Below are 26654 nucleotides of genomic sequence, written 5' to 3' on the forward strand. Positions count from 1 at the left end.
TTTCCAAAAATAGTAAGATAAATAAAAAAGGAACGGATTTCCGCTCCTTTTTTATCTTTTTACGATTATCAATCCATTTCCCTTTTAGGCTCTACCAACATAATGTGGGATTCCTTTTCAGTGAACGGTTTATGCTCAACGCCCCTCGGGACAATAAACATCTCGCCTTTAGAAATTTTCACCTGTCCATCACGAAAATCGATGAACATCTCCCCTTCAAGCACAATAAATAGCTTATCTGTATTAGGATGCTCATGCCATATAAAATCTCCATTAGCTTTAAAAAGCTGAATTTGATCGTCATTCATTTCACTAATCACTTGTGGATACCAATAATCGTTAATTTTAGATAACTCGTCATTTAGTTTAATAGGTTGGTAATGGATAATGATCCCTCCTCATTTTCAACTTCCGCTATATTACAGTAATCTAAGTAAAAAAGTCGTTATTATGCTTAAAAAGAAAATGCTCAGGCCAGAACTTTTCATTCAGATAGTACAAAGGAGTGATTTCAATGAAAGTACTTTCAATCTAATGTTTCCTTTAACTCTCCATAAGTATAGAACAGTGATTTTCAAATAAGAATGGACCTCTGTTGACATTAGTATGGATTATTGATGAACTTCTCGCGATATTTAGTAGGCGAAATGCCAACCCGCTTCTTGAAAACTCTACTAAAATAAAAAGGGTCTGCGATTCCAACAGCCTGCGCAATTTGTTGTACAGGCACACCACTTGTACATAACATTTTTTGAGCCATCTTTATACGATAGTTCAATAAATATTCTGCTGGCCCCATACCTGCATGCTTTCTAAACACGTAAGAAAGACGATTTCGATTAACATTATTTTGTTCTGTAAGCGTATTTATTGTAATATCTTTATAATAGTATTTATGAACGTAACTAGATATTCGTTCGAATAAAGTATGCGATTCATAGTTGTTTTCTCTATTGACAACACTTAATAAAGCTTCATTCAACGCTTCGCGAAACAGCATTTCAGTCTGAAACATCGAAATGCCTCCTCGCTGATTATACACATCCCAAAGACGCATAAGTAATTCGACAAGACGAGGAGATTGCCCTGTTAACAATTCAAAATGCTGATGAGTAAAGCCAGAGTCTTCTCGTTCTGAATTGCTTATCCGATATAAAACAAGAATATATTCCCAGTTTATTTCACCAAGCATTTTATGGGCTAATGTCATTTTTGCACCCCCATGTATAACTTTTCCTGGGGAAAGGATATACGGCGTACCATTAAATTGAAATTGCGTCTTCCCTGTAAGTGGAAATACAAATCCTGGGAAAGAATCTGTAGACTCAGCACAAGGCACACCTGGATTTTTAGCATAACGATATACTCCTTCTACTCGGAAAGGAGTATTGGCAAGATACTCTGCTAACTCATTCACGTCCAACTTCACAATGCAAGCCTCATTTCAATTATAGTTTTCTTGTAATTCGTGAGATTAATTGGTGTACATTCTGGGCAACGCTAAACTAAAAATAGTACATACGACTTAACAACATCTAGTTATTAACCTATAAATATATTGTTTTTCATTTATTTACAAAAATATCCTCCCTCTATTATTGATAATGATTTTCATTGTAGTTTGATAAAAAAACATTTGTCAAGTTGGATGGCCTAGAAAAATGATGAAACAAGGGGTACAGAGGAACAGTTCTGTTGCAAATAATATCTGGTCTTTGTTAACTAATTCCCCTTAAAACTGGAATGATCATGTTAATAGTTGTAATGGCTTTATTAGTTACAGCACTTGCAGCATGTAGAAATAATCGTAATCCTGAAGAAGTTGCTACAGCGTATTTCGAAGATGGAAACAGCCTACTATCCAATTAAATGATAGTAGGCTGGCTGTTAAAATGATTTAAGAACTGGGTTATGTTCTAAATGATAAGATTTCATTATCAAAAAGATTATTACTAGTCCTCTCCATAAACAAAAACACTCTATCACTTCGGCTCCAAATTTAACACCTTCCCTTCTATCCCCTCCGTATTCAATGTAGTCGTATGATACGTGCCATTTACCCAATCATCTATTTGATCATGATACCAATCACTTCTAAAATGTCCTGATTGTCCTGGTCCTACAATATGATAACCGTTTGACATATCTTTCGTATCAATAACGAATCGCCAAGAAGCTCCGTGATTGACAATACCGTTATCTCCGTAACTCGCCGCTTGAACGGTAACTTGACTTCCGCCAATTGGAACTGGTTTCTCACGATTAAATGCAAGTAGTGCTAACATACTAGATGATTTTGAAATTGGATGTGTAAAAGCAAGTTGATGGTAATCGCCCCACTTCCACTCTGTAACATCGGGTCCATATTCCTTCTGTAATTTCTTCATTACATTCTCGTACGATGTATGCACAACTTTTGTGAAGCCCCCGTATTTCTTAAACCAAGCGCTATTTTCTCCTGCTACTTCTTTTCGAATCAATTCATCCACAACTTGTGACTTCCCTTCAAATAACTCCATCACATCTTTCGGTATTTCTTTTGAAAATAACGTATTTGAAATCTCTTTCATTAACAAATGGAATAGTAACGGTGCCGCCTCATCTTTACTATCGTAAAAATTCCACTTCGTTAATTGTTTTACACCTTCTTTCTCTACTTCATTTAAAGATACTTTATTTAACTCTTTTAAAAATATAGGAGTAAATTCTTTCCCGTATAAATTTTTTTGATCCATCTGTAATTTTTCTAAATCTTTCACTGTATATTTTTCCTTCTCTTGTAAAAACTCTTGAATACGCATTTGCCTATATGGCTGCGCCCACGTATTACTAATATGGTACGGATAATTATCATCTACAATTTTATTATTCGCAGTTGAAATAAACCCTTGTTTTGGATTGATTACTTTTGGAAGTTGATCATACGGGATATACCCTTCCCATTCATATTCATCTGTCCATCCTGGCACAGGCAGACTACCATCACCTTTTTTACGCACTGGTATATTTCCATTTGCTTTATAAGCAATTGTGCCGTCGTTTGATGCAAATACAAAATTTTGAGTTGGTGTATGAAAATCTTGCAGTGCCGTTTCAAACTCATTCCAGTCTTTCGCCTTATTCATATTTAATACAGCCTTTAATTCAGCGGAAGGCTCCAAAGCAGTCCATTTCAAAGCGAATACTGTTTTCGTTTTCTTCTTCCCCTTATCCGCAAACTCTGAAATAACTGGACCATGCCTCGTAACGGTAACGTTATACGGTATTGTCTTTCCGCCTTTTACTTTAATAGATTCATCCACAACGGTAGCTTTTTCCCACTTATCGTTATACAGAAATTCATTTTCATTATTAGGATTTCTCTTCTCAATATATAAATCTTGTACATCAGGACCTGTATTCGTAACGCCCCATGCTATTTTGTCATTGTGTCCTAATATAACCCCGGGTACGCCAGCGAAAATAACGCCACTCACATGTAAATCTTTCATCTCAAGTTTCGATTGATACCAAATAGAAGGTGTCGCAAGAGATAAATGAGGATCATCCGCTAAAATCGGCTTACCAGATGCACTCTTCTCACCGCTTATAACCCAGTTGTTACTACCATTAAACTCTGGTGGAATGATTGCTTTTGCAAAACTTTGTACAACATTCACATTTGTATTCTCGAGTTCAGCTAGCAATCTAGGCGCATCTTTCGGATATGTAGGAAATAACTCATTTGCTTGCTCTTTCGGCAAATTTTTCAGCGCCCAATATCGAAATGCCTGTCCATGCCAATGTCCGCCTAAATCAAACGCCATATACTTTCCAATTGTTAACGTATCAACAATAGACCATTCAGCAGGTTCATAGCCTAATATAGTAAACTCGACCGGCAATTTCTTTTCCTCTTTTGCCTCGCGTATAAAAGCGTTCACCCCATCTGCAAATGACTGCAGAGCATCTTTCGCCTCCCCATCATATTGACTAACAGACGCTTCGGCTGCTCGCCGTAAACCGAGCGTTCGAAACAACTTATCTCGATCAACAGCTGCTTCCCCCACCACTTCACTTAACATCCCAGAAGCCTGCCTTCTACTTAAATCCATTTGAAATAATCGATCTTGCGCTTGTACATACCCTTGCGAAAAATATAAATCATGTGCATTTTCCGCTTTAATATGTGGTACTCCTTTACTATCTCGCTTTACCGTAACAGCACGTTGTAAATCCTCTAGTTTTATCGTTCCATCTATCTTTGGCACAGATTTCAGCGTATATATGTTTAAAAAAATCGCTGTACAAATAACTAATAAAAGAACGATACTACTAGACCAAATGAAAATTTTCTTACCCCTAGTTCGTTTCTTCTTTATAACAACTTCCATATAACCCCTCCTTTCTCAAACTATTCGCTTCTATTTTGAAAGAACCTTTTTGAAAAGTTGAAAACCCCCTTCATTTTCCTACAAATGAAGGGGGAATTTTTATCGTTTATTACGCCAGCTTTCATTATGACCAAGATTTGAATCGGTCGCTAATTGTACATCATATAATATTTCACTAAAGAAATACTTATCTACTTCTTTTGGCACAATGCGTCTTTCATCATCAATTTCATCGTATTCATATGAACCACGATTCACTGTACCTGCTTTATAAAATTCAATATCATACACACATATATCTTCTTCATTTTCATAGCCAATCGGCGCTCCGCTAAATGACAGTTGTGCCCCTAATCCAGTACGAGTATCTTCTTTATAAAACGTATAATACACACCGCCATCTTGAACTGATCCGCGAATCCATCCAAGTTTCGTCATCTTACCGAATAACGAGCGACCATTTAATAAAATACCACCAAACCTCTCAACAGTAACCTTATCATTTTCCTCTACTACAAACACTGGACGTTCCATTTGTAAGAACGGCTGGACAATCTTAGAATGTTCCAGTTGCTCTTTCCACAATTCCTTTTCCGTTTCGGATAATTCTAACGGATGAATGAAACCAATCACGGTTCCAGACGAAAATTCATGATTCTCTCCTATCACCGAATAAAACGTACCATCCTCCGCATAACGGAACATTTCCAGTAACTTTCCTTCCGTATATTCACCCCAAATAAGTGAAGTTGCAAATTGCTTCATAATTGGATTCTCCAGAAATAGCGCCTTCCACGAATCGTATGACCAATAGCGCTTTCTTGATAGAGCAGCTTCCAAACGTTGTTTCTGCATGGAAAGAGCACTTCGAAGCTCTTTCTTTAAAGTGGATACCTCTCTCTTAGCTAATTCAGCTTTTTCTATATCATCTTTTGCATTCGGCTTTGGAAGTGACTTCATACGTTTCCCTTCTTCTGTCTCTAATTCAATTTTTGACTCTGCAGTTAATATGGCCGTAAAACACCTATTCCCAAAATCAATCTCCTTCTCACCACGTATATTGAAACCAAGATTTGGTACCAGTTGATCTTCCAGCTCCTCTTCCGTTATACTACGTGTTTTTGCAGCGAGACTTAGTGCTTCTTTTGCCGCATTACGCACTTGTTTATGTTTATATTTAAAGGCCATTGCATGAATAGACATAAGTGCAAGCTTAGATGAGGACAAGCCTAAAGCCCGAACAGCATCAGCTGCAATTTTCCCTCGCATATCGAGCACCCATTCATCGATTTGCTTTTTCAGTATGCCGACCATTTTGTCATCACTATATATTCCATATAACGAAAGAATACCGCGTTTCTTCACATCTGCATCTTGAGAAATCCATGTTTGATATATTTCTTGCACACATTCTTTCAAGTCCTGTTCATTTAAAGTACTCCCAATCGCTTCAGCTTCTTCTTTCTTCTCGATAACAGAATCTGAAATGTACTGCTGCAAATAAGCTAATGGAATTGTAGCATCGGCAATTTCATTAGAATGACGAAGACGGATTTGTGGTTCATCCCCAATCAATTGCAGAAGTGAATTTCTTTTTTGTTCCGTTACGATACGGCCACAAAGTTCTTCTATATTTTCTGCGCTTCTCTCCGTTTCAAGTAACGGAGCAAACTTCTCGGCCAAAGAGGCATTCTTCTTATCTTGCAAAGCTTCTTGTACAAGTTCTGTATATTTTTCGATCTTATACTCTATAAGCAGTTTCATCACATTTTCACGAACAATTTTCTTTTTATTATTCAGTTCAACCGCTACATATTCTGCCGCTTCTATGTCTTTTGAAAGCAGCTCAACTATAGACTTACGTAATTTTTTAGATGAATCACCTAAGTTTTTAATTAAAACTGGACGTATTTCAACCTTGTTATCTCTTGCTAATTCATTCAAAATATACGCTTTTGCCTCAGCAGAATACGTATCAAATCGTTCCATTATGTATGCCTGTTCTTTTACAATGATTGTAACGAGCGCTTCCTTCGCTTTATTTCTCTCTTCTACATAATGTGAGACTTGTTCAACTGAATAATCGATCAGCTTTTCCTTACTTAGCCCGTAAGAAAGTAGATCTTCTATTATTTGTTCTGGTTCTATTCCTCTAATTGAACACTCATACAGAAGTTCATATAAATTAACACTATATACATCTCCAAATTGCAAGGTAAGTGCCGCTTCTCTTTTTGCTACATCATCTATATCCCAAAGAAGTACAACTTCTAAAACTGGCATATCCCAATACATATTTCTATATTTCGGGTTTGTAAGTATTTGCTTCATTTCATCAAATGACAATTTCCCGAGTAAATAATCACGATACGTATCCCGCACCGTAGACAACTTAAGTTGCAAAGCAGCGATAAAAAATTCTTCTCGCATTCTCCCTCTATTTAACTCATGTCCTTTTTCAGCTAACATTCGTGCGATTATGAGGTAATTACTTTTACTTACATACTGCAAAGTACGTTGAACAAATTCAGGATTTTCTTCCGCCACGGAGCATAACATTTCATATTCATACGCTTTACAAAATTCTTCATTATTTAAATCATGTTGCCTCAGGCGGTGCGCAAAGAATCTTTCCTCAGAAATCCAAAACTGTTTACAAAAACTTTGAATTTCATTATAGGTTTTCTTATTTACACTCCCTGTTCGTTTATAATTTTGAGGCTGATTGAGAGTTTGACACACGTAACACGTAGCATGATTTATAAACCCCCACACGTTTTTCTTTGCTAATATTTCCACATATCGCCTCGCAACGTTTGAATACTTATGGACATGAAATAACAGTCGCCAAATATAGTCCGGTAAATTTCCACCTAAAAATAATTCCCTATCACTTTCATCTTTTATATATCTTTCAGTTGCTTCAATCTTTTCCTTTTCCCCATTCAAATTCAAAATAAATTCAGCATGTTCTTTTAATCTCTCTTCCAATAAAGAGCTATACGTATGGAACCTCTCATAATCTACTTCAAACATTACGAGAAGTAGTGATAGTTGTTGCTTATTTAGTAAAGTATGTAATTGTCTCTCTATATAGTTCGGATTCTCTTTTGTTAACTCTTTCAGAAAACTATACGCCTCATTCACATAACTAGAGATATTAGTTAAATATTTACATGCAATGACTACAAGTTGATCCAATGGAAGTGCACTTTTTTCTAAATAAACCTTCATATTAGAAAAATCTACATATTTAAACCTTATTATAAGAACATTTAACAACTGCTCCCCTAACAAGTAATAGAATAATCGTAAGAAAGCTGGATCTTGCTTATGCACTTTCCTAAAATCATTTATAAACCGCTCAGCAAAATCGCCTCTTCTTTGATCTCGAATTGTCGTTAATTGAATATCTTTCAAAATCTCTTCTTCTTTTGTTTGTAAATATAGCAGTGATAATTGTTCCTGTTTTTCTGTCATATGAATATATTGAAATAACCGAGTTGTATTTGTAGTCAAACTTTGTTCCCCCGCATCTTTTATCCATTATAAAAACATCCTTATTTAATGGTAGTATAGCATAAAATCTACCGAAACGAACATACATTCTATATTAAATTAATGTAAATTAAAACACACTACTCAAAACACTTCTCCTTCTCTCTAAACTACCCATTACACACTTCTCTCCACCATATTCGATACACCAATTCCTCAAAATCCCCTTCACATAAGCGAGCGTTCTCTTATTCTGTTCAAACGCAATTTTAAGCGCCTCTAATACTCTCTCTCCTGAAACTTTTCGTATCCATTCTTCCAATTCCTTCACGATATATGGGGATAGACTACTTATATGTTGCTCGTAAAACTTATAAACTTCACTATGTAGAGTGTCCTCTTCCACTTCCACATCTTTTATTTCTTCAACAACTTCTTGTAAACTACTAGTATCCTCTTCCTCTGGCATACCAAAATACTGCAATAACAATGGAATCTTCCATTTTCCTTCCAGACACGTACGTAAAAACATATGTATGAATTCTTTATTTTTTACAGTCTTTAACTCACGTAACACACATTTTTCTACATTCGTATTTAAAATAGGATTATAGTGTAGCCAATTTATTATATATAACTCTTTCGTTTCCGCATCATATAAAATCTTGCCGTATTCCACAAATCTACTTAACAATTTCTCAACAGTTTCCATACTGTAACCTGTTTCCAGCTCTGCCACTCGCTTCGGTAATACGTAAATTCCACATTGCTTCGTTTTCGTACCAGTTAACAAATATATGTAAAAATAACGCTCCTCTGGCGTTAAATCTAATATGAATTCATCTTGCCAAAAGTTCACTTGCACATTACGGTACACCGCCATATGTTTACCTCCCCCTCGCACTTATAAAAAGGCAGATTTCAATCCTTCAATATACATATAGGAGTGAGGGCTTGGTTTTTGCAGTTGAATTCCAAATTTTTTTAACTACTACAACGACGGTTTTATTTTTTCGCGCTTTTTTGTTCTTGTAGTTGTTTTTGTTTTGTTTTTTCTTAGTGATTTATTACTTGGTAGGTGCTTATAAGGGGCTTGGAAGGGGCTTGGAAGGGGCTTGGAAGGGGCTTTAATAAGGGCTTACATAAAAAGGAGCTGTTCCAAATTCTCATTTTGGATAGCTCCTTTATCATTCTTTCTATTTTTGACTTGCATCTAACATCTTTACTAAAAAGGCAGCTGCTTCACCACGAGTTGTCGTGCCTTTCGGATTAAACACATTATTTCCAACACCTGTAACTACCTTTAAACTATATAATCGTTGAACAGGCTGTTTATATGTGATCAAATGTTTATCCCTAAATGACAATGCAACTAATTCACCTGTAACACCTTTATACTGTAATGCGTTGTCAATCATGATCGATGCTTCTTCACGTGTGATAGATGCGTTAGGATCAAAAATCCCGCCGCCACGACCGTTAATAATTCCTGCACTTGCACTACGTTTAATACCGCTATGAAGTGATGGATGCGCTTTGTTAATGTCTACAAATGACTTATCTCCTTCCGGTAGCTTGAGAGCATTTGAAATTAATGCAGCAAACTCAGCTCTCGTTACATTACGATAAGGCGCAAATACACCATTTCCTTCACCGTGCATAATTCCAAGGCTGTTCAGCTTACGAATGTTCCCTTCAAACCATCCACCTGTAATATCATCTTTTGGTTTTTGTACTTCTTTATGTGGCATATTATAGTTTATTTTAATCCAACTTGGGTTATAGAAAATCCACTCATCGTTACCTACTTTATACCAACCATTTTTAACTGCTAACACTTTGTAACGATCTCCGTTTGAAGCTTTACGAACGATATGATGTTCAAGTCCCGAACCACTACGTACGTTTATACCATCACCATTCACTACAAGCTCCATATTAGGTTCAGCTGGATTATATTCATTGGAATCAAATAGCTCATTTCTTTCTTGTAAAGGCGAATCAATTTGTGCGTTAACATTTGCATACCATTGAATACCTTGTACGAAGCCAGTCCAATTCCCACGAGAAATTAAAATATCAGGACAGTTTTTCCCGCTCCATTGTTGATGCCTATAAATGTGGTCCGCACTAATACCTTCTTTGTTCATTAAATAACCTGCAAGTCTCTTTGCATTCTCTAACGCTTTATTGTAATCTCCATCTTGGTTAACTGAAATTTCAATCCCGATAGATTCTCTATTTCCTGATCCATCCCCATCTCCTGCATGCCAACCGTTTTCATTTGTTGGTAAGTGCTGATAAATTTGTTTATCGTCTACAGTAAAATGCCATGAAGCTGTTCGGAACGTACCTTCCGTTGCTTGTTTATATAAATACTTCGCATGGTTTTCAGCATTTGCACCGCGGGCAGTGTTTGCAGTTTCGTGAATTGTAATATAACGTGCTTTCATCGGATTAGCGGGGCGAATATCAGGGTTTCCTGCTGGAACAATCCACTCTACAAACGGGACACCTGCAAGTGTTCCATATTTCTTCGTAGTCATCGATGCGCTATACTGAATAGCTCTTCGCTTTTCAACCGGCTTCATTTCGCGAGTAGAACCATCATTTCGACCGTCTACATGTTCAAATGCCTTTTCAATATTTGAAATGGCTTCATCTTCTGCTACTTCACCTTTTTTCGCTTCTTTCATTTTATGTAACTCTTCTGTTTCATCATGTTTATGTTTATATTCTTCTAGAAGAATTTCCTCGTTCTCTGATACTTCTGCTTCATTAATTTGCATGTGATCTGGAGTTTCTAGATTGAAATTAGAATAACGTAATACGTTCGTTCCACGCTCCCCTTGTGCAATACGAAGCTGGTCATTATGAGATTTATTTATCTCTTCTGCTGATATTGATAAAGGTGCACTCCCTAAAATTACTAGACTTGTTGATAGTGCGATTACTCGTTTTTTAATATTCATTGCTGTAATCGATATCTACACTGTTCGTGTAAATATCTCAACCTCCCTTTATTTTCTCATTCGTGAAAGACTATGAATCTACTATGTATAAAAATATGGTTATTCCGCCTTTTCATTTTATCCCCAGCAGGCGAATGATAGTTTCTAAAAAATCCCTTAACAGACATTATTTTATAACCAATTGCTATTGCCGTCAAAAGAACTTGTCCCCTTTTGCACACTACTACTTCTCAAAAAATAGATTAGGATACCTTTTACTGTTTTGCTTCAACAAGAAGGATGTTTATAATTTTTCATAACTATCAAGTCTCTATTAAATAAATGCTGTTTCCTTATACTTTTCTCTTTGAAAATATTAACATTTTTACATTCTTGCGATAATATAGATGTAACCTTTTACATTGAAATGAGTTTTATTTGGAAAGACAACTTACAAAAAAGATAATTAATAAAGTCGATTTCTTATCTCCATAAGGAATCGACTTTATTAATAGTAAATTTAAATATTTTTTCATTTTAGCTTCTATTACAAATTCCCTTTAACATTTTCGACAATCTCGTTTATCGTATTTCGATCAAACTTATCACTAATTTCGTATGGCTCACGATCTCCTACTAATTGTACGCCTACAATATCATTGCGATCCTTACCATATTGCACTTCAATAATCGATCCACGCTCTATTTGTTTCCAAACAAGACCTGCTTTATCCTTATTATCTAACACAATACAGTCCTCAATATTTTCGTCAATCCCAATTAACTTGTTATCATCCATATATCCAACCTCGTATTGTTGACGTTCTTTCGCTTTTCCGCTTACTACTATACCTTTGCTTCCATATGAGTAATCCGTATAATCCTTTTTCTCCGATTGTATCGCTTTCGGCTCTTTTGCTTCAGTTTTTTCAGTATTTTCACAACCCATACTCATACTAATTGGCATCACTGCAGTTAATACTATTCTCGTAAATGTCTTCATCATTTATAACCAACCTCACATGTTTAACTTTACATTCCATTTATCCCCTTACCAAATAATAACATGATAATACCGAGAAAGAGTCAAAGTTAAAGTGAAATTTTAATCATTAGTTTTTTTATGCTAAAACTCTATGTAAAAAGCTAAAATTTCAAAATCACTAACTGAATTATCAACAAATGATAGAAAGTAGACATCCTACTCACATAAGATTTAAAATTAGAAAGTATGGAAAACATGATAAAAAATATTGGCTAGTTGTTCGCAATTAAAATGGTCTTTACATAAAGAAAGGAAGTGCACAGCTTTGGATTTTAAAACAGTTATGCAAGAGCTTGAAGCTCTAGGCAAGGAACGAACGAAAAAAATATACATATCTAACGGTGCGCAGGAACCAGTTTTCGGCGTAGCTACAGGTGCTATGAAACCAATCGCAAAAAAAATAAAAATAAACCAAAAGTTAGCAGAAGAACTTTATGCCACAGGCAACTACGATGCTATGTATTTTGCAGGCATTATTGCGGACCCGAAAGCTATGAGGGAGTCTGATTTTGATCGATGGATAGACGGAGCGTATTTTTATATGTTGTCTGATTATGTGGTGGCAGTTACTTTATCCGAATCAAATATCGCTCAAGAAGTTGCTGATAAATGGATTGCAAGTGGTGAAGAGCTTAAAATGTCTGCAGGCTGGAGTTGCTACTGCTGGCTTTTAGGAAATCGCAAAGACGATGAGTTTTCTGAAAGCAAACTTTCCGATATGCTTGAAATGGTGAAAAAGACAATCCATGATTCGCCAGAACGAACTAAATCCGCTATGAATAATTTTCTAAACACTGTAGCAATTTCATATGTGCCACTACACGAAAAGGCAGTCGAGATTGCAAAAGAAGTTGGTATAGTTGAAGTAAAACGTGCTAATAAAAAAAGCAGTTTGCTAAATGCTGCAGAGAGTATTCAGAAAGAACTTGATAGAGGCAGACTTGGGTTCAAACGTAAATATGTAAGATGTTAAAAAAGAAAAAGGTGGTAGCAATCTTTCGTGATTGCTACCACTTTTTTCTTTGACTACTGAACTCTCTTCTTAGAAAACATTCGTTTGCCTCTGGACAACTTATATGTTAGAAGCTTCTTCATTCCATTTATAAACCCTATCTCTTTTCTCATCACTTTTGACAAAAATAAGCTTTCCTTCTTTAACAAATCCTTCTAATAGTAAGCATACTTCTCCATATGCTTTCGGCTTATTCGTTGTGAATCTTTCATCTGATATTTTTCCAGCTCGTATTAATTGTTCACACAGCTCAAGTGCACTTATTTCTTCAGAATCCATTAATTCCAATATATCTCTTTGCAATGGTGATAAAGGTACTGGTATTTCAGCTACCTCCACCTTTTCTTTCGCGTTTTCTTCTTCAAATAAATCTTCAAATGAAATTTGATTCATTACTTCTTTTCCTTTCTAACGATTGATTTGTATAAAGCGTAGTTATTGTTATGTAGTACGTACCTTAATACATACATGTCAAACTCATGTACATCGTTTCATATAGTATATTTCGATTATACCAAATATACGTTCTGTTTTCTATCGTAGAATGGAAAACAGAACATTTTACTGTATGTATCATCATTAAATAACGCTGAATATCAATTATCCACATTTTTGGTTATATTATCAAAATTCCATCCACATTACGGAAATAAATGACAAATAATTATAACTTACATGTTACAATTACGATGCATGCATTTAGTTGTATTAAATGCATGCATCGTAATGAGTATATTTAATAAAGCTAAATGAAACCGGGGAGGCTTGCGCAAATGGGGAAGAAAACAAGCAAAGCTAAAAATTTTTTCGGATTCGTAATTACTGCAGCACTAGTAACTACAACGATGGTAGGCACAGCTAATGCACAAACAACTACGAATAGCTATAATGTAGCTAGTAATACGAACACTGTATTTACAGATGTACCAAAGGACCACTGGTCAAAAGATGCTATTGATTACTTAGCAGCAGCAGGGATTTATAAGGGGTATGGAAATGGGAAATTTGGTTTTGGCGACAATGTTACTAGAGGACAGGTAGCTTCTTTAGTCAATCGACATTTAGGTTTAAAAGTAGACGATAAACAAGGAAATATGTTTAGTGATATTGCAAATCATATGTTTGAAAAAGATATTAAAGCCATTGCGCAAGCTGGAATTATGACAGGTGATGGAACAGGTACATTCCGTCCAGATGATGTATTAACTCGATATGAGATGGCAGTAATATTACAAAAAGCATTTCATTTAGAATCAAAAGAACAAGGAAAATTTAAAGACGTACCAAAAGGTCATTGGGCTTATGAAGCTGTAAATACACTGCGTAGTAACCGTATAGCACAAGGTGACGAGTCCGGTAATTTTAACGGAAACACATTTGTGAAGCGTGAGCAGTATGCACAATTTTTCTATAATGCAATAGCAAAAAACAGAAATTATAATTTCAACATCAATTCAAAAGAAGAACTGAAACAAATGTTAACAACCGCTTTACAGAATGGAACGTTTGGTCCATTTACATTAAATTCATTGCGTAAAGATATATCTGAAGTAAAAAAAGAATATGGAGTGCCTGATGTTTTGAAAAAAGCACCATGTACAGAATGTGATGCACCTAATATAGCGGTATACGGCGATTATAATATTGATATGTACCCTTGGGACGCTAGATATATATGGGTGAAAATGGATATTTCTATCAATGAATTAAAAGAGTGGTTTGGTGAGCCCGATTTAATCGGAGAGGATATGACTAGCGAAGGCTTTATATATAATCGAGGAAGCTATTCTCTTTATTTCAGCTTCTCTGATGGTTATATTCAACGCGCTGAAATATCTAAACGTAAAGATCGTTAATAAGTTACAAACAATAAAAAAATCCTTCAAGAACATGCCTTTTCTTGAAGGATTTTTTGTCTCTATCTATTTAACATAATACAAAGCTATAAAACCCCTACTGATTAAAGTTTCACTTTATTCTTCTTGGTGCTCCGCTTCCCATTCACTTAAATACGTTGCATATTCTAATTCATCTGGATCATCATATAACATAGAAATAAACTCTAATTTATTTCCATCACAATCTAGAAAATATACGCTTGCAGCTGGCATCCATCTTTGAACAATTGGTTCTTCATTCCCTTTCCCCTGACTCCCTACTACCTCTATTCCACGATTCTCTAACCATAATTTAGAAATCTTTAAAAACTCTACATCTACACGAAAAGCGAAGTGTTTCATCTCAAAATCTTCATTACTATGTACTTCCCATAATCCAAGCATTTGCTCTTTACGTTCTCCTACCCAAAAGAATGCAACTCGTCTTTTCAATAGTTTTTTTGCTACTGTTAATCCTAACTTATTTTGATAGAAATCTATCGCTTTTTCTAAATTTCTTACATGTAAATGAGTTTCATATATGCTTTGTATCATTATATATTGCTCCCTCCCCTACATTCTGATTTTTTAAATTATATTTTGTTTTTATCATACAAATTAATATATTTTTAAGCATCCTACTTTTGTATAATTGTTCTTTCCTACAAAGGTATGTATATCTAGCTTTATCATTCATGTCCCAACGCCGAAATTCAATAAAAAAAACATTTACATTCTAGTAAATACATTTGTAAGTTTTTATAATGTAATATAAATAACATCTTAATAATAGAGGAGGAACCATTCTGGATAAAACCAAAGTTATGGCTTATTTTAGTGCAACGGGTGATATATTCCCCCTTGAAGCAATTACTGAAGCCCTAAGTATCGAGCCTACAAGAACTTATAAAAAAGGTGATGTTGTTGCAAGACGTGATAATCCGAATCTTGTATCCACCAAAACCCTATATAGAAAAGAAACTAATTGGACTTTAAGCACTGGCTATCAAGAATCATACGATATAAATAATCAGTTGTATGTTATTCTAAAATCACTTGAAGAGAAAACAGAACCATTAAAACAGCTTAAGAAAAAATATGATTTAGAATTTCTATTTATGGTAGTCATTCAAATTGAGAATAACGAATCACCCGCAATGTATTTACAAAAAAACATTATTGATTTTGCTAGTTCCATTCAAGCAGAAATTCATTTTGATCTAAATATTTATTAAAAACAAAAACGCTATTGATATTGGAATCAATAGCGTTTTTTTATGTGACTCTATTTTTTATCTTGCTTGTACCCAAAAGCAAATTCTTTTTATATAGCGTATTACTTCAATTTCCCTTCAAAAACAATCTTCCTACCGCACGGTTCTACTACTGTTTTGCCGTCTTTCTTCACCTCATGAAAGATTGGCTCTTCCATGCGGCGAGACGGTGCATAGCCTTCTTGTTCCATACGTGCTAAGCAGTCTGTAATTGTTTCGTTTTCGAGTACTTCAAATTTCTTTTTATTAGGTTGTTTTGTCATGCCCTAACCTACTTTCTATTTTTCTTGATGCGAATTGATTCTTCATGTAGATCATATATAACATTGCGAGAATTCCTATTATAATCATAACCGCAATAAAAAAGCTTGTATACTGTATTTTTTCTATAAATACGCCTCCTAATACAGGTCCCAGTATACTTCCTAAACTAAAGGCAATTCCAGATAATATATTACCTGCTGGCAATAAGTGTCTCGGTAATAAATCTGTCATAAATCCAAGTCCTAACGAGAAGCACGATCCAATGACCATACCCGCTAACAACATGCAGGCAAAGACGATCCAGTAATATTGATCAAATACGGCTGCAAGCAAGAAAATGCCCGTACTTATGCAGAACGTCCACGTTAAAATACGATCCCTTCCGTATTTGTCACTTAATATACCGAGCGGAATTTGTGTAATAATGCCCCCAACTGCAAATGCTGGTAATAAGAAGGATACTTCTGAAACGGACCATCCTTTTCGAAGCGCGTATACTGGTAAGTTACTGTTTAACATTGCTTCCAGTACACCATATGCAAGTGGTCCCAGCAGTGCAATCCATCCTAATCCAACAACTTGTTTATAACGTGAAAATGATGATTCACTCTTCACTTCTCTTTCATCTTGCGCCGGGAATGCATTTTTTGTTGGTAATAATAACAGCCAACCTATTAGACAAAGTATAGTAGATATAATAAATGGCGTTGCAAGACCGTACTGAACTGTGCTTGCTAAATACGGACCGACGGCAAAACCAATTCCGAAGAATACACCGTATATCGATACTTGTCTACCTATTTTACTCGGATCCGATGTTGTCGTAATCCATGTTTGTGTTCCGACATGTAGCATATGATCTCCCACTCCAACTAGAAATCTAAGGATAAACCATACCCAAAACGAAAATGTTTGTGTAAAAAAGAATAATGAAATAATAACGAGAAACCCACCAATCACGATAATTGGCTTCATTCCAAACCTTTGCATCGGTTTTTCAAGAAACGGCGAAATAACTAATATCCCAATGTACAATGCCGTCGCATGAATACCATTAATACTTGAACTAACCCCTTCTTGTTCAAAAATCATTGCAATGGCAGGTAAGAGCATACCTTGTGACAAACCCGAAATTGCTACAATCCCAACCATAATCCAAAAAGTAAAACGTATCGACATCCCTTTCCCTCTCCTTCTCACGCTTTCCACTTTTCATTATAAACTGTTTCTACAAATGCGTGTACGAATATTCGCAATAAAAAAGAAGCTAAAAGAATGAATCTTTTAGCTTCTTATCCTTCCCAAACTTGTGCTTTCACATTGTTATGGAATTGCTTGAAATACGGATGTTTATAAAAAGCAGTTTCATACAAATAATGATGCGAATGAACAATTGGTGGCTGTTGTATTTGTAACGGAACTACAACTGGTGAAACTTGCATATACAGCGGAGCTATCATCATTTTTGTATACACATGATGATTATATGGAGAATGCGCAATGAAGAACGGATGGTGCATGGATAATCTCTCCTTTTACTTACAATGTTATAGTATATGCAATACCTTTCATTTCGGGGATTATTTCTGTTCTAACCAATCCTCTACATGCTTTATAAATACATCTAAACAATCAATAAACGGCGAATGACCGCAATCTTCTAATACCTTCAACTCTGCATTTGGCAAATGTTTTGCTAACTCCTCACCGACTACTTGCGGTACGACATAATCTCTGTCACCTTGTATGACGAGTGTCGGCGCTTTAATATGATGAATTTGCTTACTTCCCTCTACAACCCCATTATGTTCATCTGAAATATTAAATGTAATGAGCGCATAATTCACATCTACGAAATTACGTTGCGTTAACATATCATCTAAATACTTTTCATAACGATCCGGTTCAGGTTGATTATGTGTATATATTAATAGATTCCATACTGTACGGTAATATAGTTTGTTCATATTTTTTATCGCGTCTAGCACTGGAGCGATTTGTACTGGATCTTGCGCAATTTCTTCTTTCGTCTTTACTAAACTTGATACAATCGGCTGCCCATTCGTATCTTTTTTAAAGATTGGGTATCCTTTCATTCCTACTGATTCTACTAAAATTAACTTTTCTACAAAAGTTGGGTGATTCGCTGTAAATTGCATTGCAACACCACCGCCCATTGACCAGCCCATTAATGAAAATTTCTTTAGTTTTAACCCGTCGATAAATAATTTTACATCTTCTGCAAAGTCTTGTATTGAATCTATCGCTTTATTATACGTTGATTGACCAAATCCTCTTAAATCGAGAGCGTAAATATGGTATTGATCTTGCAGCTTTTCAATAACTAAATCAAAGTGTTGTGACGATGTCATGTTCCCGTGAATAAGTACAAGAATATCTGTATTTCGCCTTCCAACTTCCTGATATGCAATCGTTTCTCCGTTCGATAGTGAAACAAACTCCATTGTTGCAGGCTTAATCATCACAAGTTCCCCCATTCTATTTAATAGAAAGAAAATTCTTTACTTACTTAAAGAATAGCACATAGAATATACGTTCGCAACATAAAACCTATAAGAATTTTTTACATAAATCAACATGTCTATTACTAGACAATTAAAATAAAAAAGTATATAGTTAGCTAGGTAACTAATTTGAAAGGATCAAAATACATGGACGAAAAACAACATTTTTTTCACATCGTCAGCCAGACTTCTCGCAAGTTTACGAAGAAATTTAATGAACGCGTATCTCCAACTGGGTTATTTAGTGCGCAGTGGGCTGTTATTTTCCGTATCAATCAAACTGGTTCTTGTACGCAAACAGAATTATGTCAGTATTTAAACGTTGAATCACCAACGATGACCCGTACGTTAACACGTATGGAAACGATGGGCTGGATTATTCGTACAGAAGGAAAAGATCGCCGTGAGAAGCTCATTTCGTTATCAGAAACAGCGATAAAAATGATTCCGGTATGGCAAGAAGAAGTGGATACTTTCGAAGAAAAGACACTAGAAGGTATTAACGAAGATGATTTACATCAAGCATTTCAAGTGTTACAACAAATTATTAAAAACTTAGATTAACTTGGAGGGATGACCATGCAAAGTGAGAAACTTTGGACGAAGGATTTCCTCGGAACTTGTTTTAGTAGTCTATTTCTCTTCTTAACATTTTATATGCTTATGACTACTTTACCCGTCTATGTAATAGACGGCCTAAAAGGAAAACCTGAGGAAATTGGTTTAGTTGCAACTGTTTTTCTTATTTCATCTGTTTTATGTAGACCATTTACAGGAAAATGGCTTGATGAATTAGGGAGAAAGAAAATTTTATTTATTTCACTTTCACTATTTTTAGCTGCTACCGTTATGTATTTCGGTGCACAAAGTTTATTTTTATTACTTGCCCTTCGCTTCTTACATGGTATTGGGTTCGGTATGGCAACAACTGCAACTGGTACGATTGTCACAGATGTTGCGCCAGCTCATAGAAGAGGCGAAGCACTTGCCTATTTCGGCGTATTTATGAGTCTGCCAATGGTAATTGGTCCTTTTTTAGGTTTAACAATTATTTCTCATTTTTCATTCACTGTACTATTTATCGTTTGTTCCGTATTTTCATTGCTTGCATTTTTATTAGGACTACTTGTAAATATTCCGCATGAAGTACCAGTGAGCAAACAAAAACGAGAAAAAATGAAATGGAAAGACTTACTTGAACCTGCTTCTATTCCAATCGCTCTGACAGGATTTGTTTTAGCCTTTTCTTATAGTGGTATTTTATCCTTTATTCCTATTTATGCGAAAGAGCTCGGTTTAGGAGAAGTTGCTAGTTACTTCTTTATTTTATACGCACTCGTTGTTGTCATTTCTCGTCCATTTACAGGAAAGATTTTTGATCGCTTCGGTGAAAATGTACTTGTTTACCCAGCTATCATTATTTTCACAATTGGTATGTTCATTTTAAGCCAAGCTCAAACTCCGTTTTGGTTCCTTGGCGCAGGTATGTTAATCGGTTTAGGTTACGGAACATTAATTCCAAGCTTCCAAACGATTGCGATTTCTGCCGCTGCAAACCATCGACGTGGTTCTGCGACAGCTACGTACTTCTCATTCTTTGATAGTGGGCTCGGTTTTGGTTCTTTCATTTTAGGTATCGTCGCAGCGAAATCAAGTTACCATAATATGTATTTCATCGCAGCTATTATCGTTGCGTTCACTTTACTTTTATACTATGGATTACACGGACGAAAACAAAAATTCAAGAAACAGCGTACAGACGGACAAATATCCGCTTAACGTAAATAAGGAAAGTAAACTTATCCGTTTACTTTCCTTATTTTGTATTTCTTTCAATTGAAGCGTATACTTATAATAGAAATAAAAAGGAGGGACCCCTATGAAACTAAAAAAATCTCCCCTACTCTTACTCATAATCACATTCATATTTGTAATTACAGGGCTCGGTTTTACATACTTCAAACACAATAAAACAATCCCATCGAAAAATAACGTGACGAAAAAAAATTGGCTAGATGACCCGTACTTACGTTGGTCGTATACACATATGAAAGAATTCACTTTAATTAACGAGGTAAATCATAACCCAGATCAAGTTTCCCATTTCTCTACCGCTTTGCAAAACTTAGACGATTTTGCTGTAGAGCGTAGATTTGGAAATACAACTCCTCTAAAAAAACTTTTAGACGATAACAAAACGGATGCTTTTGTCGTTGTACATAATGGACAACTTGTATATGAACGATATTTCAATGGATATAAAGAAAGCGAACCGCATGGTATGGCGTCATTAGCAAAGGTATTTACCGGAGCAATAATACAATCTCTCGCTGAAGAAAACCGTATTGACTTAGAAAAAAAAGCTGACACATATATAAAAGAATTAAAAAATACACCGTTTGGTAAAGCCTCGCTTCAGCAATTATTGGATATGCAAGTTTCTGTAGAATATCCTACTCACGGATATGAACATCCAGCGTTAGAAAATCAAGATGCACAACTATACTTGGCAAGCAATATTTTACCTCGAGGTAAAAATTACGATGGTCCCATGAAAATTTATGATATGTTACGAGAAGCAGAAGAAACTGCACCGCCTGGTTCCGATTTTTCTTACGATAATGGATCAGCAGAAACACTTGCTTGGATTATTCGAACGATTACTGGTAAATCATTAGCTGAAAACGTTAGTGAGCTCATTTGGTCTCAAATTGGTATGGAAGAAAACGCGTATTACGTTACAGATGAAACAAGAGTTGAACAAGCAAGCGCTGGTTTAAATGCAACTGCTAGAGATATGGCGAGATTCGGACAATTATTATTAAATAACGGGGAATATAACGGAAAACAAATTCTCCCTTCTTCTATTACTGAAGAAATAAAAAATGTTCAAGAAGGTGAACTTGCAGTTGGCCCTGGCGCTTCCATTTCTTATCATAATCAATGGTGGATTCCGCACAATGAACAAGGTGCTTTCGAAGTGTTAGGTAGTTACGGACAAACACTTTACATCGATCCGAAAGCGAATATGGTAATTGTCCACTTCTCTTCTAACGCTACGCCAAGTAATGAAATCCATTCCGTTTACTCCAATATGTATATTGATATTGCACATCATTTAGAGAAGCTTCCACAGTAGTGGAAGCAGGAGTTTAAACCTTACATGTATGACTATTTGATTGAACACACGATCTGTTGTGTTGAAACATCAATATATCTAAAAAAAGGAGCTCTCTTCATAAAGAGAGCTCCTTTTTTTATTTCTTCTTCTTTTCTGTCGGTTGACTTTGTTTAGCGAAATTAGATGAATCATCGAAATTTGGTTGCTTTTTACCAGCATTATTACTTCTACCTTTTCCCATATGTAATGCACCTCCCCTCCTCCTTACTATTCCCAATAAAAAAATCCTCTTGCATCCAGAATTTTTTTATTGTCCCTTATTCATATGGCACTACTGTTCTCGTAGTACTTCCAACACCCCATTACCCTCATCACGTTTATTCATAATGAAACTTTTTATTAGCAATCCAATAATACGTTACGAAGAGTGTCAATAAGATCCAAACTATAGTTAGTACTCCTGTAATTATTGCGTTTGAATGTACGCCCCCCGTAACTAACGTTTCCATTGCATACTTACTCATACTTGCTGGATTAAGCAAATCCATTATTGGATTCAAACCGACGATTACTCTACAGGCTAAAAGGAAAACAATTGAAATTAATGCAATCATACCTTGACTGTGAAAAATAGTACTTATCATTGTTGTGAAAGATACGATAAAAAGAGTCCAAATTAGATACAATAGTAATCCAGTAATTAGGTGCGCAAATGGAACGGCAGTAAAAAGAAAATTTACATATAGATAAGAAGTAACGTATCCAATTGTTACACTACAAGCTACCATTAAATAGTTGGCCACTATTTTCCCACCTACATATGAAGTAACAGTAACGGGTCTTGTTAAAATAAAAGCCAACATACCATTGGCTTTATCTGTTTGAATAGTACCCATCATAGATATCACTAGAATCATAAGTCCGAGCTGATCAAACTGGGATCCCAAAGTACTTGCTAATACTTCGCCTCCTTTTTGTGTTGCCATATTTGGATCAATGATAATTCCCTGCCCTCCACCTAATGCTTCTAGAATTGATGGTAAATAATGAGTTACTATCGGTTGTGTCGCGCCTAAAAATATAAAAACAATTGGTAGCCAAATGATCTTAAAATCACGTAACATTTGAACATATTCTTTTTTTATCAATACCATTGTGTTATTCATTTTTGCACCACCAATTTCAAAAAAATTTCTTCTAAAGTATCGTTGCTCATTTCAAATTTAACGATGTTCACTTTATGTTCGAATGCATTTTGCAGTAACATATTTTTATTTATTTCAATACTTTCAACCTTTACTTTGATTTTAAGCCCAACCACTTCTACGTCCTTCACATACGGTAATTTTTTTACAACTTCAATCCACTTTTGATCTTTAGTTGTTATTTCAATAATCAATTTATTTTTACTATTACGGTGTAAAAGTTCGGTAATCGTTGTGTCTTCTATTTTTGTTCCATCTTTTATAATGACAAATCGTTCACAGATTTCTTCTGCATCGCTTAAGATGTGGGTTGATAATAAAATGGTTGTATCTTTTTTTATTTCTTCAATCAGATTCAATACTTCTCGCCGGCCGATTGGATCTAATGCGGATACCGGTTCATCCATGACAATAAGCGAAGGTTTATGCAATAATGCTTGTGCAATACCAAGTCGTTGTTTCATTCCACCAGAAAATGTACTAACCTTTTCGTTTTCTTCCCCCTTTAGTCCAACTTTCTCTAAAATTTCTGGAATTGACTTTGACAATTCTACTTTATTCAATCCCGAAAGTTGGCCCATAAACATAAGCGTTTCTCTCGCTGTCATCCAATGAAAAAAATTAGGATATTGAGGTAAATAACCAATTTCACTTTTCATTTTTGATATTTTTATCCCATTCAATAAAACTTCACCAGCAGTTGGATTAGTAATATCCGAAATTACTTTTATTAATGTAGATTTTCCTGCTCCGTTTGGTCCAATTAATCCGACGCATTCCCCCGCTTGCAGTTCCATCGAGAAATTATTGACAGCAATTTTTCCTTTAAATGATTTTGTTACATTTTTAATCTCTAATTTCATAATTTCCCACTGTCCTTTCTCCCTATAACAAAGTACAAGATAGGTCCCAATATATTAACGAAAAGAATAATGAACGTCCATACAAGTACATTTTTTCTTGTTTTTCTATTTCGGTATAAATCAATGAATGCAATAAAAACTAAAAGTGCCCCCACTGCAATAACTGGCAATATAATAGGTAGAAAAGTCATAATATCAATGTCTTTAAGATCATTCAATCCATAATGTAGTTGCATTATTGTCATTCCTCCCTAAATTCATTCTCATTATTGATAATGATAAATCATAAACGAATGAATTGCAAACATTATTCTCATTATTTATAATGAGAATAAAAATATATGATAAATAAGGTGAGCGAATGAGTAATAAAGTTGAAATTTTAATGCATCCAGTAAGAATGAAAATTTGCCAAGTGTTAATGAGAAATAAGGAAAATGGGCTAACACCGTTAGAAATGGTAAAAATCATTAAAAATGTACCACAAGCTACACTATATAGACAGCTACAAACTATGGTTGATTCTGGTATCGTCCATGTAATTAAAGAAAAAAAGGTAAAATCTGTTTCTGAAAAATATTACGCAATCAATGAAGAAGATGCAAAAATTGAAGGAAGTGAATGGAAAGGCTTATCTGATGATGAAAAATTAAACTACATTTCCTATTATCAGTTATCACTTATGACACAATATCAAAGTTACCTTAAGAAATTAGAGGAACAAAACAGTCAAGAAGATACTGCTACTTTTTCTGTAGTGGAATTAAAGCTAGATGAAGAACGCTTTGGAAAATTTCAAAGCGAACTTAACGAATTAATGATTAAATACTACAATAGCCAAAATAAAGATGAAATAGAGGCTCCGGTTCGGACCATCGCTATTACAATTATTCCAGAAACGTGAACTCACTCAACATACATAATACAAGCCGATGATTCCTTACCGTAGGAATCATCGGCTATCTTCATTTTGACTTTTGCTGTATAGCTGGCGAAAAAAACGGATCTAGAAACTGAAATGTTTTAAAATCTAGAATTCGAATGTGCTTAAAGTTGCTATCTATATTACATGAATTCTTTTCTCGTGTTAATCTCATACGATCCACACTCTCTCCAAAAACTTTTAAAAAAGAAGCATGGGTAAACTAACAAATATAAATTAGGGATCCACCAAGACATATCAAAATCTAAACGAATTGTCCAAAATGCTAGAGCTTGTAACCCTGAGCAAAAAGTTAAAATTAATGATAGAAATGCAAAGTGGCTCCAAGTATGTTTTTGTTTAGAATGCAAATACAAACTTAAAAATCCCGTTAACGAGATTAACAAATCTAGAGGCAGGAAAGACCAATTCCATGCTACTAAAATAGGATCTTCATAATCTTTAAACAAATATTCTTGCGGAATCATATGAAAAATTGTTATGAGCCAATATACAACAAACCCAACATCAGTAATAAGGAAAAAATACTTTAATCGATTCAATGTATACGTTCCTCCACCATTTCTTTTTTCTTCGCTTCATGTGCCGTACTATTAAAATTTAATATTACGACTCCAATTAAAATAAAAAGAATTGCTAGTATCTTAATTATATTGATACTTTCTCCAAAATAAATAAAACCAATTGTTGTAATCGTTACAATTCCCATACCTGACCACACCGCATATGCAACGGACATCTCCATCCCTTTTAATGCAAATGACAGAAATGCAAAACTTACTACATAAAATACAAAAATAAGAATGCTTGGTACAAGTTTCGTTAATCCATCAGATAGTTTCATCGCAGTTGTACCTGCTACCTCAAATAAAATTGCTAAACATAAATAAATCCACTGCACTACTCTCCCACCTTCTATTTCGAATTAGAAATGCCATATAGTAACATGTCCATAATCGATTCAAGCATACTTCCCAATGTATAATCACTCTTTTCAATAAACATAGGATCATATATGCGATTCAGTGCCCCTAAATAGACTTCAATAAAAAACGGAATTTGAATTTTTCTTATGCTACCTTCTCTCATTCCCTCTTCTATTAAGCCAATTACAGTAGACCAGCCTTCACGTAAAAACTCATCTAATTTTAACCATTGGTAATAATGATGTTTTTTTAGTTCTACTAATAAACGTGCATCCATGAATGTAAATTGTTGTGGAATGCAAATTAAGATGAGTCTTATTTTTTCAACTATTTGTAACGTATCATCTTCAGCGATATTTTTTTCTTTTTCTTGAATACTTTCTATTACATTACGAATAACTTCATCTACTATTTCATCTTTTGAAGAAAAGTGCTCATAGATTGTCCTCTTACTGACAGCTAATTGTTTTGCTAAATCACTAATTGTAAATGTAAACCCCTTCGTTTGAATTTGATGAATTGTTTCTGTTACTATTCTTTGCTTCATAATCCGCCCCCTAAACCTTTGGTACCAATTTAGTTTTTTTGGTACCATTTTATTTTACAATATTTAACACAATGTATACAACTAACATTTCAAATTTTCTAACTTTTATCTCAAAACAGATAAACATGAGAGCAATGAGGAACATTCCTGCATATTCAACAATCAAGTGAATGTATAGAACCACACTGATGCATGAAGCCTTAAAAAAGTTACATGCAGCTCTATAAGGA

26 protein-coding genes are annotated in these 26654 nt (G+C 34.9%); 7 read left to right on the forward strand and 19 right to left on the reverse strand.

The features are described from left to right. Positions 1 to 68 precede the first annotated feature (68 nt). From NLJ82_RS15405 to NLJ82_RS15435, 7 genes are all read right to left on the reverse strand, one after another. Entirely contained in the window at positions 69 to 308 is a 240-nt protein-coding gene (locus tag NLJ82_RS15405; protein WP_000997182.1) for a cupin domain-containing protein, read from the reverse strand. Between the two features lie 293 nt (positions 309 to 601). After that, positions 602 to 1429, reverse strand: a complete 828-nt coding sequence (locus NLJ82_RS15410; RefSeq protein ID WP_000762809.1) for a helix-turn-helix transcriptional regulator — start codon at positions 1427 to 1429, stop codon at positions 602 to 604. A 553-nt stretch (positions 1430 to 1982) separates the two neighbouring features. Continuing rightward, positions 1983 to 4373, reverse strand: a complete 2391-nt coding sequence (locus tag NLJ82_RS15415; RefSeq protein ID WP_000454343.1) for a penicillin acylase family protein — start codon at positions 4371 to 4373, stop codon at positions 1983 to 1985. A 99-nt stretch (positions 4374 to 4472) separates the two neighbouring features. After that, positions 4473 to 7892, reverse strand: coding sequence for a DUF4132 domain-containing protein (locus NLJ82_RS15420; RefSeq protein WP_000210767.1), 3420 nt, complete (start codon positions 7890 to 7892; stop codon positions 4473 to 4475). A gap of 109 nt (positions 7893 to 8001) precedes the next feature. Continuing rightward, positions 8002 to 8754, reverse strand: coding sequence for a DnaD domain-containing protein (locus tag NLJ82_RS15425; RefSeq protein ID WP_000312124.1), 753 nt, complete (start codon positions 8752 to 8754; stop codon positions 8002 to 8004). A 313-nt stretch (positions 8755 to 9067) separates the two neighbouring features. Then, positions 9068 to 10843 carry an S-layer homology domain-containing protein gene (locus NLJ82_RS15430; protein ID WP_001022197.1) on the reverse strand — a complete coding sequence of 592 codons (1776 nt, stop codon included), beginning with the start codon at positions 10841 to 10843 and terminating at the stop codon, positions 9068 to 9070. Positions 10844 to 11369: 526 nt separating this feature from the next. Further along, positions 11370 to 11828 (reverse strand): hypothetical protein, encoded by a 459-nt coding sequence (locus tag NLJ82_RS15435; protein WP_000978302.1) that lies wholly within the window; start codon positions 11826 to 11828, stop codon positions 11370 to 11372. A 304-nt stretch (positions 11829 to 12132) separates the two neighbouring features. Here NLJ82_RS15435 and NLJ82_RS15440 point away from each other — a divergent pair, with 304 nt between their 5' ends. Then, on the forward strand, positions 12133 to 12840 hold the full coding sequence (locus NLJ82_RS15440; RefSeq protein WP_000346345.1) for a DNA alkylation repair protein: 708 nt from the start codon (positions 12133 to 12135) through the stop codon (positions 12838 to 12840). A 99-nt stretch (positions 12841 to 12939) separates the two neighbouring features. Here the strand turns inward: NLJ82_RS15440 and NLJ82_RS15445 are convergent, their stop codons facing one another. Further along, the gene (locus NLJ82_RS15445; RefSeq protein ID WP_001071913.1) at positions 12940 to 13272 is read right to left on the reverse strand and encodes a DUF3895 domain-containing protein; all 333 of its coding nucleotides are present in this window, start codon (positions 13270 to 13272) and stop codon (positions 12940 to 12942) included. Between the two features lie 380 nt (positions 13273 to 13652). On the opposite strand from NLJ82_RS15445, the gene NLJ82_RS15450 reads away from it, so the two are divergent. Then, positions 13653 to 14735: an S-layer homology domain-containing protein gene (locus NLJ82_RS15450; protein ID WP_000516912.1), complete on the forward strand. Its 1083-nt coding sequence runs from the start codon at positions 13653 to 13655 to the stop codon at positions 14733 to 14735. A gap of 117 nt (positions 14736 to 14852) precedes the next feature. Here the strand turns inward: NLJ82_RS15450 and NLJ82_RS15455 are convergent, their stop codons facing one another. Beyond that, positions 14853 to 15311, reverse strand: a complete 459-nt coding sequence (locus tag NLJ82_RS15455) for a VOC family protein (protein ID WP_001992609.1) — start codon at positions 15309 to 15311, stop codon at positions 14853 to 14855. Positions 15312 to 15580: 269 nt separating this feature from the next. Here NLJ82_RS15455 and NLJ82_RS15460 point away from each other — a divergent pair, with 269 nt between their 5' ends. Then, positions 15581 to 15991 (forward strand): DUF4279 domain-containing protein, encoded by a 411-nt coding sequence (locus NLJ82_RS15460; protein ID WP_000323206.1) that lies wholly within the window; start codon positions 15581 to 15583, stop codon positions 15989 to 15991. A gap of 101 nt (positions 15992 to 16092) precedes the next feature. On the opposite strand, the gene NLJ82_RS15465 is transcribed toward NLJ82_RS15460, so the two are convergent. The 4 genes from NLJ82_RS15465 to phaZ all read right to left on the reverse strand — a co-directional run bounded on the left by NLJ82_RS15465 (position 16093) and on the right by phaZ (position 18777). Beyond that, positions 16093 to 16293, reverse strand: coding sequence for an NETI motif-containing protein (locus NLJ82_RS15465; RefSeq protein WP_000166303.1), 201 nt, complete (start codon positions 16291 to 16293; stop codon positions 16093 to 16095). Then, a complete protein-coding gene (locus NLJ82_RS15470) occupies positions 16277 to 17473 on the reverse strand; it encodes an MFS transporter (protein ID WP_000027644.1) in 1197 nt (398 codons plus the stop codon). Before NLJ82_RS15470 ends, NLJ82_RS15465 begins: the two co-directional genes overlap by 17 nt. Positions 17474 to 17586: 113 nt before the next feature. Next, the gene (locus NLJ82_RS15475; protein ID WP_000546480.1) at positions 17587 to 17814 is read right to left on the reverse strand and encodes a hypothetical protein; all 228 of its coding nucleotides are present in this window, start codon (positions 17812 to 17814) and stop codon (positions 17587 to 17589) included. A gap of 60 nt (positions 17815 to 17874) precedes the next feature. Beyond that, complete coding sequence (gene phaZ / locus NLJ82_RS15480; protein ID WP_000594873.1) at positions 17875 to 18777, reverse strand: intracellular short-chain-length polyhydroxyalkanoate depolymerase; 903 nt, start codon at positions 18775 to 18777, stop codon at positions 17875 to 17877. A 189-nt stretch (positions 18778 to 18966) separates the two neighbouring features. On the opposite strand from phaZ, the gene NLJ82_RS15485 reads away from it, so the two are divergent. The 3 genes from NLJ82_RS15485 (at position 18967) to NLJ82_RS15495 (ending at position 21958) form a co-directional block, all read left to right on the forward strand. After that, positions 18967 to 19383 (forward strand): MarR family winged helix-turn-helix transcriptional regulator, encoded by a 417-nt coding sequence (locus tag NLJ82_RS15485; RefSeq protein WP_000343680.1) that lies wholly within the window; start codon positions 18967 to 18969, stop codon positions 19381 to 19383. Positions 19384 to 19398: 15 nt separating this feature from the next. Beyond that, entirely contained in the window at positions 19399 to 20598 is a 1200-nt protein-coding gene (locus tag NLJ82_RS15490) for an MFS transporter (protein WP_001190341.1), read from the forward strand. A 100-nt stretch (positions 20599 to 20698) separates the two neighbouring features. Then, positions 20699 to 21958: a serine hydrolase domain-containing protein gene (locus NLJ82_RS15495; RefSeq protein ID WP_000768703.1), complete on the forward strand. Its 1260-nt coding sequence runs from the start codon at positions 20699 to 20701 to the stop codon at positions 21956 to 21958. 359 nt (positions 21959 to 22317) lie between these two features. Here NLJ82_RS15495 and NLJ82_RS15500 read toward each other — a convergent pair whose 3' ends face one another. The 3 genes from NLJ82_RS15500 to NLJ82_RS15510 are packed head-to-tail and all read right to left on the reverse strand — an operon-like array spanning position 22318 to position 24244. Then, on the reverse strand, positions 22318 to 23106 hold the full coding sequence (locus NLJ82_RS15500) for an ABC transporter permease subunit (RefSeq protein WP_001066460.1): 789 nt from the start codon (positions 23104 to 23106) through the stop codon (positions 22318 to 22320). Continuing rightward, positions 23103 to 24008, reverse strand: a complete 906-nt coding sequence (locus tag NLJ82_RS15505; protein ID WP_000763104.1) for an ABC transporter ATP-binding protein — start codon at positions 24006 to 24008, stop codon at positions 23103 to 23105. Before NLJ82_RS15505 ends, NLJ82_RS15500 begins: the two co-directional genes overlap by 4 nt. Continuing rightward, the gene (locus NLJ82_RS15510; protein WP_001175970.1) at positions 24005 to 24244 is read right to left on the reverse strand and encodes a PLD nuclease N-terminal domain-containing protein; all 240 of its coding nucleotides are present in this window, start codon (positions 24242 to 24244) and stop codon (positions 24005 to 24007) included. The genes NLJ82_RS15505 and NLJ82_RS15510 overlap by 4 nt, the downstream gene beginning before the upstream one ends. 125 nt (positions 24245 to 24369) lie before the next feature. Here NLJ82_RS15510 and NLJ82_RS15515 point away from each other — a divergent pair, with 125 nt between their 5' ends. Then, positions 24370 to 24912 carry a transcriptional regulator gene (locus NLJ82_RS15515; RefSeq protein ID WP_000066859.1) on the forward strand — a complete coding sequence of 181 codons (543 nt, stop codon included), beginning with the start codon at positions 24370 to 24372 and terminating at the stop codon, positions 24910 to 24912. A 161-nt stretch (positions 24913 to 25073) separates the two neighbouring features. Here NLJ82_RS15515 and NLJ82_RS15520 read toward each other — a convergent pair whose 3' ends face one another. Genes NLJ82_RS15520 through NLJ82_RS15530 form a run of 3 tightly spaced genes read right to left on the reverse strand, consistent with a single transcriptional unit; the run spans position 25074 to position 26424 of the window. Further along, positions 25074 to 25493 (reverse strand): YvaD family protein, encoded by a 420-nt coding sequence (locus tag NLJ82_RS15520; protein ID WP_001080910.1) that lies wholly within the window; start codon positions 25491 to 25493, stop codon positions 25074 to 25076. Continuing rightward, positions 25490 to 25852 carry a DMT family transporter gene (locus NLJ82_RS15525; protein ID WP_001198605.1) on the reverse strand — a complete coding sequence of 121 codons (363 nt, stop codon included), beginning with the start codon at positions 25850 to 25852 and terminating at the stop codon, positions 25490 to 25492. Before NLJ82_RS15525 ends, NLJ82_RS15520 begins: the two co-directional genes overlap by 4 nt. Before the next feature lie 14 nt (positions 25853 to 25866). Then, positions 25867 to 26424, reverse strand: a complete 558-nt coding sequence (locus NLJ82_RS15530) for a TetR/AcrR family transcriptional regulator (RefSeq protein WP_000813654.1) — start codon at positions 26422 to 26424, stop codon at positions 25867 to 25869. Between the last annotated feature and the right edge of the window lie 230 nt (positions 26425 to 26654).

Origin of the sequence: Bacillus paranthracis (assembly GCF_024296885.1) — a bacterium.
Classification (GTDB): Bacteria; Bacillota; Bacilli; order Bacillales; family Bacillaceae_G; genus Bacillus_A; species Bacillus_A paranthracis.